This is a genomic window from Pseudomonas sp. Colony2 (genome assembly GCF_019382755.1).
GTDB lineage: Bacteria > Pseudomonadota > Gammaproteobacteria > Pseudomonadales > Pseudomonadaceae > Aquipseudomonas.
Window position 1 is genome coordinate 4714340 of the sequence record NZ_CP080030.1, and the last position, 14096, is coordinate 4728435.

The 14096-nt window shown below is 62.6% G+C and carries 11 protein-coding genes; 3 read left to right on the top strand and 8 right to left on the bottom strand.

Going from position 1 to position 14096, the window contains the following annotated elements; genetic code table 11:
* Positions 1 to 519: 519 nt before the first annotated feature.
* The 7 genes from JV201_RS18760 to JV201_RS18790 form a co-directional block, all read right to left on the bottom strand.
* Positions 520 to 900, bottom strand: a complete 381-nt coding sequence (locus tag JV201_RS18760; protein WP_003207261.1) for a hypothetical protein — start codon at positions 898 to 900, stop codon at positions 520 to 522.
* A gap of 14 nt (positions 901 to 914) precedes the next feature.
* The gene (locus JV201_RS18765) at positions 915 to 2195 is read right to left on the bottom strand and encodes a type II and III secretion system protein family protein (RefSeq protein WP_008433173.1); all 1281 of its coding nucleotides are present in this window, start codon (positions 2193 to 2195) and stop codon (positions 915 to 917) included.
* The gene (sctV, locus tag JV201_RS18770) at positions 2192 to 4330 is read right to left on the bottom strand and encodes a type III secretion system export apparatus subunit SctV (RefSeq protein WP_219405901.1); all 2139 of its coding nucleotides are present in this window, start codon (positions 4328 to 4330) and stop codon (positions 2192 to 2194) included. The genes JV201_RS18765 and sctV overlap by 4 nt, the downstream gene beginning before the upstream one ends.
* On the bottom strand, positions 4327 to 4662 hold the full coding sequence (locus JV201_RS18775) for a lipopolysaccharide assembly protein LapB (protein ID WP_003207267.1): 336 nt from the start codon (positions 4660 to 4662) through the stop codon (positions 4327 to 4329). Before JV201_RS18775 ends, sctV begins: the two co-directional genes overlap by 4 nt.
* On the bottom strand, positions 4662 to 5018 hold the full coding sequence (locus JV201_RS18780; protein WP_003207269.1) for a hypothetical protein: 357 nt from the start codon (positions 5016 to 5018) through the stop codon (positions 4662 to 4664). Before JV201_RS18780 ends, JV201_RS18775 begins: the two co-directional genes overlap by 1 nt.
* 28 nt (positions 5019 to 5046) lie before the next feature.
* On the bottom strand, positions 5047 to 5940 hold the full coding sequence (locus tag JV201_RS18785; protein WP_177055207.1) for an FHA domain-containing protein: 894 nt from the start codon (positions 5938 to 5940) through the stop codon (positions 5047 to 5049).
* A 115-nt stretch (positions 5941 to 6055) separates the two neighbouring features.
* Positions 6056 to 6217, bottom strand: a complete 162-nt coding sequence (locus JV201_RS18790; RefSeq protein ID WP_003207273.1) for a hypothetical protein — start codon at positions 6215 to 6217, stop codon at positions 6056 to 6058.
* Positions 6218 to 6780: 563 nt separating this feature from the next.
* Here JV201_RS18790 and JV201_RS18795 point away from each other — a divergent pair.
* Positions 6781 to 9999 carry a type III effector HrpK domain-containing protein gene (locus JV201_RS18795; RefSeq protein ID WP_219405903.1) on the top strand — a complete coding sequence of 1073 codons (3219 nt, stop codon included), beginning with the start codon at positions 6781 to 6783 and terminating at the stop codon, positions 9997 to 9999.
* Between the two features lie 72 nt (positions 10000 to 10071).
* Positions 10072 to 10347, top strand: coding sequence for a winged helix-turn-helix domain-containing protein (locus tag JV201_RS30225; protein ID WP_256662364.1), 276 nt, complete (start codon positions 10072 to 10074; stop codon positions 10345 to 10347).
* 1027 nt (positions 10348 to 11374) lie between these two features.
* Here the strand turns inward: JV201_RS30225 and JV201_RS18805 are convergent.
* A complete protein-coding gene (locus JV201_RS18805; protein ID WP_102369500.1) occupies positions 11375 to 12235 on the bottom strand; it encodes a Dyp-type peroxidase in 861 nt (286 codons plus the stop codon).
* A 159-nt stretch (positions 12236 to 12394) separates the two neighbouring features.
* Here JV201_RS18805 and JV201_RS18810 point away from each other — a divergent pair, with 159 nt between their 5' ends.
* Positions 12395 to 14020, top strand: coding sequence for an NADP-dependent glyceraldehyde-3-phosphate dehydrogenase (locus tag JV201_RS18810; protein WP_219405904.1), 1626 nt, complete (start codon positions 12395 to 12397; stop codon positions 14018 to 14020).
* The last annotated feature ends 76 nt before the right edge of the window (positions 14021 to 14096 follow it).

Below are 14096 nucleotides of genomic sequence, written 5' to 3' on the forward strand. Positions count from 1 at the left end.
GCGGGTAAATCGGCAGGGAAGCCGATTTAGCCGCGCCGGGCCATGGATGGCCCGCCGCGGCGGCCCGCGGAACCGGGCCGGAGTGCGGGCATGCCGAGCCTAGGCGAGGTGCCGAGTGGTGGGGCAAAGACCTTTTGGTTACTTTTGGGGCGTTTGCCAAAAGTGACCCGCTGTAAGAGCGGAACCCTAAGTGGCCGTTACCGCAGGAATGGATATGTACGCGGTAAGCTTCAAGATCCCGGTCGCCTACCAGTCCGCTTTCGCGAGCAAGCCMGCTCCCACAKTTGGAYKGTGGTGTKACAGATGGATCTGCTGGGYCTGGAATACCGCTATCGCAGGCAAGCCAGCTCCCACATTGGGYCTGYGGTGTGAYWGATGGATCTGCTGGGSCTGGAATACCGCTWTCGCRRGCAAGCCMGCTCCCACAKTTGGAYKGTGGTGTGRCAGATGGATCTGCTGGGCCTGGAATACCGCTATCGCAGGCAAGCCAGCTCCCACAGAGGACATGTGAACGCAGGTTCATTGCTCCGCTCCCGGAGCGCCCGCCTTGGCCTCTTGCTGAGCCTGACGCCGCTGCAACTGCTCCCGATCAAACCCCTCGATATACACCTGCGCCGCCCGCCCAACCGGCGCCGCCATCGCTGGCCCGGTGGCCCGCCCCTGATTCAAATCCTGCCGCTGCTCCACCATCTGCATCAAATTCAAATTGTTGGCACAGCCCAGCGGCAAGGTCGCCTTGAAATCCTCGTCCAGCCCAATCTCATCCTTGGCCGGCGGCTGCTGGCACTGGCTTGGTACCCCGTCCGCCTGATACTGCGGCGAGTAATACACCGGCGCCAGATGCGTCTTGCAGCCCACCACCAACAGGGGCAAACACATCAACAAACGCGAAACTTTCATGTCATGCCCCCTCATCAATTCATGTAGAAACCAAACGCCCCACCACTGCGCGGCCCCGCCGCTGCGGCGGTCGCAGGCTGTGCATCCAGCGGCGTGGCCAGGGTGCGACTGCGCACCGGCTCCACCAGGTACGGCGTAATCAAAATCACCAATTCGGTTTCATTGCGCTGAAAACGCTTGGAGCGAAACAGGTTGCCCAGGATCGGCAAGTCCCCCAGCAACGGCAGCTTCTCGATGTCCTGGCTGCTCTCACGCTGGAACAAACCGGCAATCGCAAACGTCTGCCCGCTGCCCACTTCCACCCGCGTATCGGCGCGGCGCACGCTGAACGACGGCACATGGAAATTGCCGAAATCCACCGTGCCGCCACTCACCACACTGCTGACCTCAGGGCGCACTTGCAGGGCGATCCGGCCGTTGGGCAGCAGCGTCGGGTTGAACAGCAGCGACACGCCGAACGACTTGTATTCGATCCCCACCAGGTCCCGATTCACCGGCACCGGGATCGCCACTTCGCCGCCCGCCAGGAAGCTCGCGGTTTGCCCGGTCATGGCGGTGATGTTCGGCTCGGCCAGGATTTGCAGGATCCCGTTGGCCTGCAACGCGTCGAGCATGCCGTCGATATTGGTATTGCCCGAGCCGCTGCCCGCCGCCGCCAGGCCACCGGCGGTGGCGGCTGCCAGCGGTCCGCCGGTGATCAGGCCAAAGGAGAACGTGCCGTTGCTGAACATGGCGTTCCAGTTAACCCCGTAATGCAGCAGTTCCGAGCGGGACACTTCAGCGAAGCGCACACGCAAGTTGACCTGGGCTGCACCGGCGTACTCAGTGGTGTTGACCGCGCTCTGGAAGCCCTGGCCCTGTGGGTTGAGCAAGGCATTCAAATCCGTCGCTTCTCCAACCGAACGCACCGTGCCCTTGGCGATCAATCGGTTACCGGCACCGCTGATCTGCGCGCCATTGCCGGGATGCAATTCCTGCATCGGCGCGGTCACTGCCTGGGTCGCGCTACTGACCGCCAGGCTCAGGCTGGCAAGCTGTTTGCCGTCGCTGCCGAGGGCAATCAGGCTGGTATTGCCCGGCGCCTTGCCGAAGATATAGATCACCCCGGGCGACACCACTTGCAGATCGGCAATCCCCGGCTCGGCCACAAGTACCGACTCCACCGGGGCCACAAAATGCAGGATCCGGCCTTCACCGGAGGCCAGGTTGATAGACCCCTGGGCACCGTTGGCGATGTCCTGGGCACTGCAGAAAAACGAGGTCAACGTCAGCAACAGCAGACAAAAACGGATCATGAGGCAGACGCCAGGGAAGTGACGGAAGCCGCGGCAGGTGCACGGCGGTTGGAGATATCGGTAAGGCTGATGGTCACCAGCGCTTGCAGGTTGTATTCGGTGGCCAGTTCGCGAAACGACAACACCGCCAGCTCCAATTCACCGCGCAGCACCAGGCGCCGCAGGCTGCGGCGCAGTTCCGGGTGCACCAGCAATACCGCACTGTTGGCTTCAGTGGTTTTGTCGCAGGCCTGGCGCAGTTGGGCGAGCAACGCGCGGTTGACTTCCTCGGGGATCACTTCACGGCTGGGCTCATGGCGACGCAGGGACGCACGCAACTGGTCTTCCAATCCCGGCGCCAGCACCAGGGCGCCAATCACCCGATTGCGGTCGGCGTACTGATGGCTGATCTGCCGCGCCAACCCTGCACGCAGGTGTTCGGCCAGGCGGCCGGCATCGGTTTCCCGGGCGCCCCACTCCACCATGGCTTCGAGCAAGGCCCGCTGATTGCGGATCGACACGCCCTCTCCCACCAACAGGCGCAGGGTCTCGGCCACCCGCTGCAACGGCACCAGGCGCAGGGCTTCCTTGACCAGTTCGCCGTAGGTGGCTTCGGTGCGTTCGAGCAGCAGGCGGGTTTCCTGGATGCCGAGGAAGTCCGCGGCATAGCGGCGCAGGCTGCGTTCCAGCACGCCACGCAGGACTTCGTCCGGCAGCAGGAAACCGATGCCGGCGTTGCGCAACGCGTCTTCGTGCTGACGCTCGATCCAGTGCGCGGCACGACCGTTGAGCGGCGAATCGGCTTGCAGAGTGGCGATGTCCAGCAACTGCACATGCACCGGATCGTCCTGCAACAGCAGGCAGTTGATCGGCATCTCGCCTTCGCTGACGGGTACGCCTTCCAGTGACACGCGGTAGCTGCCCGGCGTGGCCTTGGCGTCCATGTGAATGCCCGGCACCGGCATATCGACGCCGAGGTCGCTGCGAATGTCGTGACACAGCGCTTCGATGCGTTGGCTCAGTAGCTGGCGCGGGGCGCTGAGGGCCAACGCACTGCCGAGGGTCAGCAATACCCGAGTGTCGGGGGCCACGCCATAATCCTGCTCGGCCTGCACTTCAACCACCGGTTCCAGGGTCTCGACCAGCGCTTCAGGCTCTACCTGGTTTTCACGGGTATGACGGCGGTACATCACGAAGGCCGCACCACCGAACACCAGCGACAACCCGAGGAACACCCAGGTCGGAAAGCCCGGTATCACGCTGACGCCGACCATGATCAGTGCGGTCAAACCGAGGGCGCGGTAGCTGGCACCCAACTGCTTGAGAATCTCGCTGCCGAGGTCACCCGCTTCGCCGTCGCTGTTGACCCGCGTCACCACGGTGCCCGCCGCTACCGAGATAAGCAGCGCCGGGATCTGTGCGATCAAACCGTCGCCCACGGTCAGCAGCGAATAGGTGTGCACCGCCGCGCCGAAGGCCATGTCGCGCTCGATCATGCCGATCAGCATGCCGCCCAGCAGGTTGACCGCGAGGATCACCAACCCGGCAATCGCATCGCCCTTGACGAACTTCATSGCCCCGTCCATCGCSCCGAACAKCTGGCTCTCGCGCTCCAGGCGGGAGCGCCGGCGGCGGGCTTCGGCCTGGTCGATATCGCCGTTGCGCAGGTCGTTGTCGATGSWCATCTGYTTGCCGGGCATSGCATCCAGGSTGAAGCGCGCCGCCACTTCSGCGACMCGCTCSGMRCCCTTGGTGATCACCACGAACTGCGCCACGGTGATGATCAGGAACACCACCATGCCCACCACCACCTGGCCGGCAATCACGAAGTCACCGAAGGCCTTGACGATATGGCCGGCGTCGCCGTGCAGCAGAATCAAGCGGGTGGTGGTGATCGAAAGCGACAGGCGAAACAAGGTGCTGAGCAGGATCAGCGGCGGCAGCGCGGAGAATTCCACCGAGTGGCCGATGTAGAACGCCACGATCAGGATCAGGATGCTCAGGGCGATGTTCAAGCCGATCAGCATGTCCACCAGGTAGGTAGGCAGCGGGATGATCATCATCACGATCGCCATCAGCATGAACGCGACGATGATCACGTCGGTACGCTGGGCGGCCATGCGCGCGATGCCGTTCAGGCGATTGAGCAGGTTCATGGCGCGGCTCTCCGTGCAGCGAGGTAGCGTTTGAAGCACTGGCGCGCTTCGTCCTTGCGTTCGCCGTACCACAGCGCCCGGGCACGCAGCAGCAACAGGCTGGCAGACTCACCCTCCAGCGCGACCAGCCGATCCAGGGCCGCGAGTGCGCGGGTGAAGTCGCCGCTGTCGGTGAACGCCAGCACCAGCGAGCGCAGCAGCAGGCCATCGTCGGGCGCGACACTCACGGCAATCAGCAACATCACCAGCGCGCGCTGGGACTGGCCGTTGCGCCGGTACAGCTCGCCAATGCCCTTGAGCAATTGCACCGCGTCGTCGTTGTCCCGGGGCATCAGGCCTGGACCTCCGAGCGTTGTTGTTCGAGGGTGCGGCGCATCTCGATTTCCTCGCTGATCAGGTCATGGGCCAGCGCCTTGATCTGCGGCTCGGCGTCGAGGTTCGGCAACAGGTGCTGCATCACGTGTTCCAGCAGTTCCAGGGAACGTGCGCTGCCGAACAGCAGCGAGTCGACGCCAGCGGCGCTGGTGAGTTCTTCCAGGTCACTGCGCAGGGAGCGGCGGGACTGGACCTTGCGGGTTTTCAGCAACGCTTCGAAAGCCGTGGCCTGACGCGAGTTGACCGGGCGGATCGCCTCGACCGGCGCGCTGCGCACGTCACTGGGAATCAACGGACGGGGTTCGACTTTCATCCCGGGGCCTTAGCTGAAAAAAGCAGCGTCATAGGGTGAAGGTGAAGCGTTCTTCGCCACGGGCGAGGATCACCTGGTTGTTCTCGATGCGCTCCAGTACCCAGTTGTCCGCCAGGGCCGCGCCGGGGTACAGGCGCTTGCCGCTGTCATTGATCACGTAGGGGTTGGCGCCGAACCACACGGCTTGAAAGCGCACCCGTGGCCGGGCCGCATCTGCACGCACGGCGACCCGCGGGTTGAGCACGATCTGCTGGCCGTAACGCTGGTCGAAGGCTTGTTGCAGGGCGACCCATTGAGGCTTTTGCGCGCGCTCAAAGGAGCCGACGGCGTTGAGTTGGCCATCGATGTCGTTGACCTTCACGGCGTCCAGGTGGGCGGCCTGCAATTGCCCTTCGAACCAGGCCTTGGCCTCGGCACGGGAAGGCTTGGCTGCGGTTGTTTCGGCAACCGGCATTACGGTTTGCGCTTGCGGTGGATCATTGCGAAATGCCAGGGCGCCAGCGCACACAAAGAGCAACGCGGTGGCGATGATCCAGGGCGTTAACGTGCGTGTCGTCGCAGGATTTTTTTTAGGGCTGCCCGGCAGCGCCAGGCTCACACCCGCCGTGCCGATACGCAGTTGCAGCGGCAGCCGCGCGCGATGGCCGCTGCCTTGGGGAATACGGATATCGCCGGCAGTGCCGGTGATCAGTACATCGCCGCCGAGGGCCTCGACCGCCACCTGGGCCCCTTCAAAACGCAGGCGCAGGTGCAACTCGGCAATCCCGGGATCGCTGAGCTGGAGGTCGGCCGCCAGGGCGGCGCCAAGGGTGTAGACCGGCTGGTCGAGCATCAGGGAACTGCCCTGGTGCAAACCGTGGGTCACGAGCAGGGTCGGCGCGCCGTTCGCGGCGGGCAGGCCCAGGGAAATCAAGGCTGTCATGGTTGGGTTTGCCCCCTTGAGAATCACAGGCCGCAACGACGCCTGTGCCGATCAACAACGGTGCAACGGGGTAAGGCAGGTATACGGGCAGCGCCGGCGCTGCCCGCATGGCGAATCAGTTCTGCGGACGCTGTTTGGTGGCGTCGAGCTCTGCTTTTTTCGCGGTGCTGATCTCGGTGATCTTGGCCGACTTCTCGATGGCCATGTTGAAAGTTGCTTCCATCTTCGCGATAGCGTCGTCGGCGCCGCCTGCACTTACTGGTGGAGTAGTAGCCATGTTCAATCTCCTTGCATCGATAGGGAAGTTAAGCCGCATGCAAACCGAAACAAACTCCCAGCGTCAGACAGTGAGTTGGCCATGCAGCCGTCGGTTTGCATGGGAACCATACTACTCACGAACAAAACGCCTTCGCTGTGAAAGCTTGTGAAACGTTCATGGCAGGTGCTGTGAAAAATCCGGCTCAACGTGCCGTTGAGAAAATCTCATCGCCGCGCGGGCGTGGAACTTCTGTTAAAAAACCAATACACGACGAGACCCAATGTTTACGGGGGCACAACCTGAAAAACGAACCAACTCGAACAATTTACGAGCCCGTTACCCCTGGGTAAAAACGTTGATCACTCAACAATTCCAGAAAATAAATACGACAACTTCACACTTTTAACTAATAGCCATTTGCCCAACTTTGCAGATATTTCCATTTGTAACAAAACCGACTTGATCATCGCGTTTGATAGCTCGGCGCGGGTTAACCCAATAACACTTCGCAACTTTCGCCCGCCCCAGTTAGTGCACTTGCACTAAATATCGACTGATATAAAACAACTTCCAGGTGATCTATGACTGCGATCCCGAATGGCCTTGACCCTGCCGACAACAAGGGCCCGGATGGCTCCCGGAGCACGTTCGAAAAAGCCCTGTTCACCGCCGTCGACAAGCCGGTATTCGACCCCTCGAAAATCCGCGGGCCGTCCATTCCGCTGCCGTACCAGAACGTGCAGGCACCGGTGAACAACAGCATCACCTACACCCCGCTGGGCAGCGACAAACCGGTGACCCTCAAGCAGATCGACAACCCCAGGCTGTTTGAGCAATTGGTCAGCCAGTACAACGCACAGCAAAGCGACGCGACCCTTGAGAAGAATCTGGCCGACAGCAAAGGCGCCGGCTACAAGGAGGCAGACGCCAGCACCGTGGCGCCTGGCCTGGGCAACTACAAGGCGATCGGCAGTACCACCGAATTGGGCCCGGGACTGATCCGCTACGAGACCAGTGCCGGCGACAAAATCGTGGTCAGCCAGAAGGAAACACCCGCGCTGTTCGCCCAGGTCAGCGGCGACTCGGCCAAGCTCTTTGCGATCAATGCCAGCCAGGCCGAGGGCTACCGCCTGGCCGGCCCCACGGAAACCATGGACCCGGCAGCGAATATCGGCCCGCCCGAAGAAGTCGGCCCGGGCCTGATTCGCTATACCACCGCGTCGGGCGACAAGGTGATCGTGTCCCAGGACATCACCCCCGCGCTGTACGACCAGGTGGCCAAACTGTATGCCGGCAGCACCGGCGCGGCGGGCGCCTCGGACACGTCCTGGATCGACACCTCATCGTTTGGCGTGTCGGGTGCCAAGGACTGGGACACCATCACCGGCAACACCAGCGGCACGCCGACCAAGGAAGAACTCGACCTGAACCGGCCCAAGGCGGCCGCGCAATTGCTCTCGCAAAACTGGGACGCCTGGGGCCTGCATGGCGCGCCGATCGACTTCGCCAACCCACCCACGACACTCCCCCCCGAGGCCCAGGCTGTACTCAAGTACGTGGCCAGCAGCCCGAGCCTGATGGCCGCGCTGGATACCGGCGGGCGTGGCAAGGCCGACAATGTGATCACCCATTCCGATGTCGACCATTTCATCGACAACGCCGGCAAGGACCTCGGCGCCGCGTCGAAATCCTATAGCAGTTTCCTAGGCAGCAAACCCGGTGACCTGGCCAAGGCGAATGCCAAGTCGGCGGCAATCCTGATGGCCAACGAGAGCCTGGCCGCTGGCGCAGGTCCGGCGATGCGCCCCGGTGACGCCAACCAGCGCAGCAACGACGGCATGCTGCGCAGCGACAACCTGCAAGCCTTGGGCAGCGATTCGGCCCTGAGCACCGAGCTGACCGGCGCGGCGGCCATGTGGTCCAGACCCGGGATGTTCCACGCCCTGGAAACCGGCGGCGACAACCCCGCCACCGGCAAGTCGGACGGCATCGGCACCCGCGACAACATCGGCGCCTGGCTGGAAAAACAGGCACCGAAAACCGACAGCGACACCCTGACCTTCCTCGACGGTGCCGCCACTCGTGATGCCGTCGCCGGCGTCGACACCTCGGGCCTGACCGCCGACATCCTGGCCAACCCGCAGAACTACAGCGGCGAACAGAAAGCCGCGGTGCTGGTGCAGTTGACCGATGCACAAACCCGCCTGCTGGTCAGCGACTACGTGCCCCACGCCGGGTTGATGGACAAGTACACCTCGCCCCACTACGGCCTGAACCCCAACGAAGACAAAATCAAGGCACAGCTGCAAAGCGGCATCGAAACCCTCTCGGCCGACCCGGACGTGCAAGGCTTCCTGCAAAACAATCGCGGCCCGGCACTGGCCGACATCGTCGACAGCAACCCGGCGATGAAAGTCGCGATGCAGAACTACTACACCGACGACATCGAGACCGGCAAAAACCTCACCGACAACCTCAACGCCAAGGACCAGAACGGCAAGCAGATCGACATGGGCATGGGCCTGCAAAACGCGGCCAACGATACGACCATCGCCAACCTGGCGCTGGGGGGCAACGGCCATGTGGACCTGACCGGCATCGCCGACAAGGCCGGGCAAAGCGACAACATCCAGCAGTACTACAAAAACCAACTGGTGACCGGCAAGGCCTTTACCGACGCGGTGGCCGGCGGTATGGACCCCACCGTGGCGGCCAGCAGCTTCGCCGCCAGCACGGCCTCGGCCCAGGCCTTCCTCGGCGACAAGGCCTCGGCGGATGACGCCGCCACCTTGCAGGTGAATTTCAACGAAGCCCTTGGCGACGCCCTGCTCGGCGGCGCCACCACCGACACCCTGAACATCACCCTGGGGGACGGCAAGGGCAACTTCGACGAAGCCAAGGTCAGTGCCGCGATCAACGACGCCCAGCAAAAAGATCCAGAGATGTTCGTCACCTCGGATGGCGGCAAGATCGACCCGGCGCAAGTGGTGTCGATGCTGCGTTCGGTATGGGACATCGGGCGCCAGGGCAACAAGATCGCCGACGCACTGCCCAAGGCCATCGAAGGCATGAAGTTCGGCGACGTCAGCCCGGCATTCAAGCAAGGCCTGTTGCACATCGGCAGTGCGGTGTTGATGAGCGGCGTGCTGATGGCCCGTTCGGCCAGCGGCAGCAACACGCCGGTGGCGGACGCGAACCGGGTATCCGCCGGGCTGCAATTTGCCGGGCTGTTGATGGAGGGCGGCACCAAATACGCCAAGGAAGCGGGTTACGGCATCACCTGGGTCAACCGCCCGGATGGCGGCACCATTGGTGACTTCCCCGGCAAGGTACCGGTGGGCAAGGGCCCGTTGAGCCCGCAGCAAATCGCCAACCTCGGCGCGGCCGGCAAGATCATTGGCTCGGCGGGCGGGATTATCGGCGGTGTGATCGGGGTGATTGGCGGTGTCGACTCGTTGAAAAAAGGCGACTACCTGAGCGGCAGTTTCTCGGTTGCCACCGGCGTGCTGGGTACGGGTGCGGCGGTGGCCGGGTTGGTGGAAGCCGGGGCCGGGTTGTACGGAGCCACGGAAATCGGCGCGGTGGCCGGGACCATCAGCGGGATCCTCGGCGGGGCTACGGCGATCCTTGGCGGGATCGGCAGCGCGTTCCTGCCCTTCGCCCTGGCTGATGCCCATGGCAAGGCGCAGGACGCGTTCTATGGCCAGCTTGCGCCGGTGCTCAAGCAATACGGCTTGACTGGCGGGCCTACGGAGCCGGGTGATTATCCTGAAGACCCGATCCCGGCGATCAACACCTGACCTTCCCTTGCAGCCTTGCGCGAAGGGAGCCGCGCGAGGTTGTGTTTTTGAACATGCACAAAGGTTAATCACATGACGTATTCACACCGCGGCCACCTTGAAGACAGCGCTATTGAAATCCACTTTGGCCCTTATCAACTGCTGCCCCGACGTCATCTGCTGCTGAAAAACGGTGAGCCGGTGAGCCTGGGCAGTCGGGCCCTGACGTTGCTGATTGCCCTCGCTTCGCGGCCTGGTGAGCTGTTGGAGAAGACCCAATTGCTGGACATCGCCTGGCCACGGTTGGTGGTGGAAGAGTGCAACCTGCGGGCGCAGATCAAGGCGATCCGCCGGGCGTTGGGGGGATGATGATTCGGTGTATATCGCGACGGCGACGGGCCAGGGGTATCGGTTTGTTGCGCCGACCTGGGTGGAGCGTGGGGAGCAGAAAAAGCCGGTGGTGTTGGGGGTTTATAGTTGTCGGCGTTGTTTGGGGGGTGAGGTGAAGCCGGTGCTCGGCGTGCGGCAGGAGAGGCTTAACAGTTGAGGGGGGGGATTTGGATCGGGGGCATATCCATTATTTGGGTGATGGCTTATATCGGTTCCGCTCTTACAGCGGCTCACTTTTGAACAGCGCAAAAGTAAGCAAAACGCTCTTGCCCCACCACTCGGCACCTCGCTTAGGCTCGGTGTGCCCTCACTCCGGCTTTGGACCGTGGGCCGCCGTCATGGGCCATCCCTGGCCCAGGACGGCTAACCTGGCGTCCTGCCAGGTTACCCACGCTCCAAAGCCTGCGTTCGGCCAGCGTGGTTTAACGGGGCGCCTGAGATCAAGATCAAAAGCAGATCAAGAGCACAGCGGCCTACCGGCCGGCTTGAGTGTTAAATGCAAAATCAAAAGCTAAAGCGGGCACGGTTCACTGTAGGAGCTGGCTTGCCGGCGATAGCATCACCTCGGTGTGTCTGGAAGACCGAGKTGYCTGCATCGCCGGCAAGCCAGCTCCTACAGAAAAGCAGCTCTGCTTTCGCTCTGGCTTTTGCCTTTGCTTTTAACACTCAGGTCGGCTTTCAGGCCGCCGTGCTTTTGCTTTTGATTTTGATCTGCGGGCCCCGTCAACCACGATGGCCGCAAGTAGGCACGGTGGAGCGGGTAAACCGGCAAGGATGCCGGTTTAGCCGCGCCGGGCCATGGATGGCCCGTCGCGGCGGCCCGCGGAACCGGGCCGGAGTGCGGGCATGCCGAGCCTAAGCGAGGCACCGAGTGGTGGGGCAGAGACCTTTTGGTTACTTTTGGCTGGGCCGGCATTCCGGGCGTTTGCCAAAAGTGACCCGCTGTAAGAGCGGAACCATAGGCGGCCGTTACCTAAATAATGGATATGTACCCCGAACAAAAACCTCAGCGCACCAAGCTCAAATCCACCCGCCCATCACGCACCGGCGGACACCAGTAATACCCCCCAGTCAACGGCTTGCTAATGCGATACAACCCATCAACAATCCCATCCTCAAGCCCACTCATCCGCCGCAGTTGGGCTTCAAACGCATCAAACGAATGCCCAAACGCCAGGAACATCAACCCCGCCTGACCATTCTCGGCCCATGGCATCGACCGCCGCACCACAAACGCCTCCGGGGTAAAACTCTCCTGAGCCGTACGCTTGGTGTGCGCCGACTCCGGCGCGTCCTCCAGCTCCTCGTTATCACCATGGCGCCGACCAATAATGTGGTCCCGCTCCAGAGCCGGCAACGCCGCAAACCCATCCAGATCATGCTGCCACTGCTGGATCGCCGCAAAACTCGCACCACCCTGCGCCACCGCAGCCTCCACCGCCGCATCATCATGCGGATTCTCAGTGCCGTCCTCATAGTCGGTCAGGTCAAACCCGGTCTTGTAGCGAAACCCCTCGGTCATCTGCACCAGACCAAACCCCGGCGCCAGGGCCTTCTCGAACGCCCGGCTGCGCAACAGCAACTCACCGCGATCCACACCGTGCAACCAGACCCACAGCGCCTGCTGGGTCGACGGATTCTCCGCCCCCGGCCCGCTCACATGAGGGAACGCCCGCAACCCGTCAATCCGGGCGCCAAGGGCATTGACCAGCGGCTCACCAAAACCGACCACCGCACTGGCGTCCACCAACTGCACCAGCGCATCCAGTGCGGCAGGCACGGCATCCAGCGACTCAATGGCAAAAAACAGATGGCGTGCCTGCAACGGCACCGGTGCGGCAAGAATGCCCGGCTGGTACTGACTCATGTGAACTCCTTCAAGAAAGCCGCGCAGTTTACCCGGCGAGCTCACGGTTGTGCTCAAGGTTTTCCAAGGTTCGCGGGTTAATGCGTCTAGCCCTTGCCACACGGGGCGTTGATGGGTGAATCTCTAGTCACGTTTTGCAACCACTCCAGGGGTAGCGACATGACCACCGACAACCTGCTCGCCCAGCTGTTTCCCACTGCCGCCGAGATTCCCGAGCAATTCCGGCTCGCGGCGCCCATCGAACAACGTGATTACCTGGTCGGCGGCCAGTTGCATGTGTGGAACGGCCCCTTGGCCGAAGTGCGCAGCCCGGTGCAGTTGCGCGGTGCCGACGGTGACACGCCGGTGATCATCGGCAGCACCCCGCTGCTGGACGCCGACACCGCCTTGACCGCCCTCGACGCTGCCGTGGCCGCCTACGACCGTGGCCAGGGCGCGTGGCCGACCATGCGCGTGGTGGATCGCATCCAGCATGTCGAAGCGTTTTTGCGGCGTATGCGCGAACAGCGTGACGCAGTGGTCAAGCTGCTGATGTGGGAGATTGGCAAGAACCTCAAGGACTCGCAGAAAGAGTTCGACCGCACTTGCGACTACATCACCGACACCATCAACGCCCTCAAGGAACTCGACCGCCGCTCCAGCCGCTTCGAGCTGGAACAGGACACCCTGGGGCAGATCCGCCGGGTGCCGCTGGGCGTGGCACTGTGCATGGGCCCCTACAACTACCCGCTGAACGAGACCTTCACCACGCTGATCCCGGCGCTGATCATGGGCAACACCGTGGTGTTCAAGCCCGCCAAGCTCGGCGTGCTGCTGATTCGCCCGTTGCTGGAGGCGTTCCGCGACAGCTTTCCTGCCGGCGTGATCAACGTGATCTACGGCAGCGGCCGCGAAACCGTCAGCGCGCTGATGGCCAGCGGCAAGATCGATATCTTTGCGTTTATCGGCACCAACAAGGCCGCCAGCGATTTGAAGAAACTGCACCCGAAACCGCATCGGCTACGCGCGGCGTTGGGCCTGGATGCAAAGAATCCCGGGATCGTGCTGCCGCAGGTCGACCTGGACAATGCGGTCAACGAAGCTGTCACCGGTTCGCTCTCGTTCAACGGCCAGCGTTGCACCGCGTTGAAGATCCTGTTTGTGCATGAGGACGTGGTCGACAGCTTTATCGAGAAATTCAACCGCAAGCTGGCGACCCTCAAGCCTGGCATGCCGTGGGAAGACGGTGTGTCGCTGACGCCACTGCCCGAGCAGGGTAAGGTGGATTACCTCGGCAGCCTGGTGACCGACGCACTGGCCCATGGCGCCAAGGTGGTGAACGAGAATGGCGGCGCCAGCCGTGGCTCGTTTTTCTACCCGGCGGTGCTGTACCCGGTGAACCCGCAGATGCGCGTGTACCACGAGGAGCAGTTCGGCCCGGTGGTGCCGATCGTGCCTTACCGCGACCTGGAGACGGTGATCGACTACGTGCTGGAGTCGGACTTCGGCCAGCAACTGAGTATCTTCGGCACCAGCCCGAGGGAAGTCGGGCGCCTGGTGGACGCGTTCGCCAACCAGGTGGGCCGGATCAACATCAATGCCCAGTGCCAGCGCGGGCCGGACAGTTTCCCGTTCAACGGGCGCAAGAACTCGGCCGAGGGCACGCTGTCGGTACATGATGCGTTGCGGGTGTTTTCGATCCGTACCCTGGTGGCGACCAAGTTCCAGGCGAGCAACAAGGAACTGGTCAGTGACATCCTGCAGGAACGCACGTCGAGCTTTCTGACCACTGACTATATTTTCTGAGCCCGACACCGATCTAAAAATGTGGGAGCGGGCTTGCTCGCGAAAGCGGTGGTTCAGTCGCCGGATGTATTGACTG

Coding starts and splice junctions, on each gene's coding strand:
- JV201_RS30225 (WP_256662364.1), top strand. CDS start 10,072: ATGACGTATTCACACCGCGGCCACCTTGAAGACAGCGCTATTGAAATC.
- JV201_RS18765 (WP_008433173.1), bottom strand. CDS start 2,195: ATGATCCGTTTTTGTCTGCTGTTGCTGACGTTGACCTCGTTTTTCTGC.
- JV201_RS18805 (WP_102369500.1), bottom strand. CDS start 12,235: ATGAGTCAGTACCAGCCGGGCATTCTTGCCGCACCGGTGCCGTTGCAG.
- JV201_RS18760 (WP_003207261.1), bottom strand. CDS start 900: ATGAAAGTTTCGCGTTTGTTGATGTGTTTGCCCCTGTTGGTGGTGGGC.
- JV201_RS18810 (WP_219405904.1), top strand. CDS start 12,395: ATGACCACCGACAACCTGCTCGCCCAGCTGTTTCCCACTGCCGCCGAG.
- JV201_RS18795 (WP_219405903.1), top strand. CDS start 6,781: ATGACTGCGATCCCGAATGGCCTTGACCCTGCCGACAACAAGGGCCCG.
- JV201_RS18780 (WP_003207269.1), bottom strand. CDS start 5,018: ATGAAAGTCGAACCCCGTCCGTTGATTCCCAGTGACGTGCGCAGCGCG.
- JV201_RS18775 (WP_003207267.1), bottom strand. CDS start 4,662: ATGCCCCGGGACAACGACGACGCGGTGCAATTGCTCAAGGGCATTGGC.
- JV201_RS18790 (WP_003207273.1), bottom strand. CDS start 6,217: ATGGCTACTACTCCACCAGTAAGTGCAGGCGGCGCCGACGACGCTATC.
- JV201_RS18785 (WP_177055207.1), bottom strand. CDS start 5,940: ATGACAGCCTTGATTTCCCTGGGCCTGCCCGCCGCGAACGGCGCGCCG.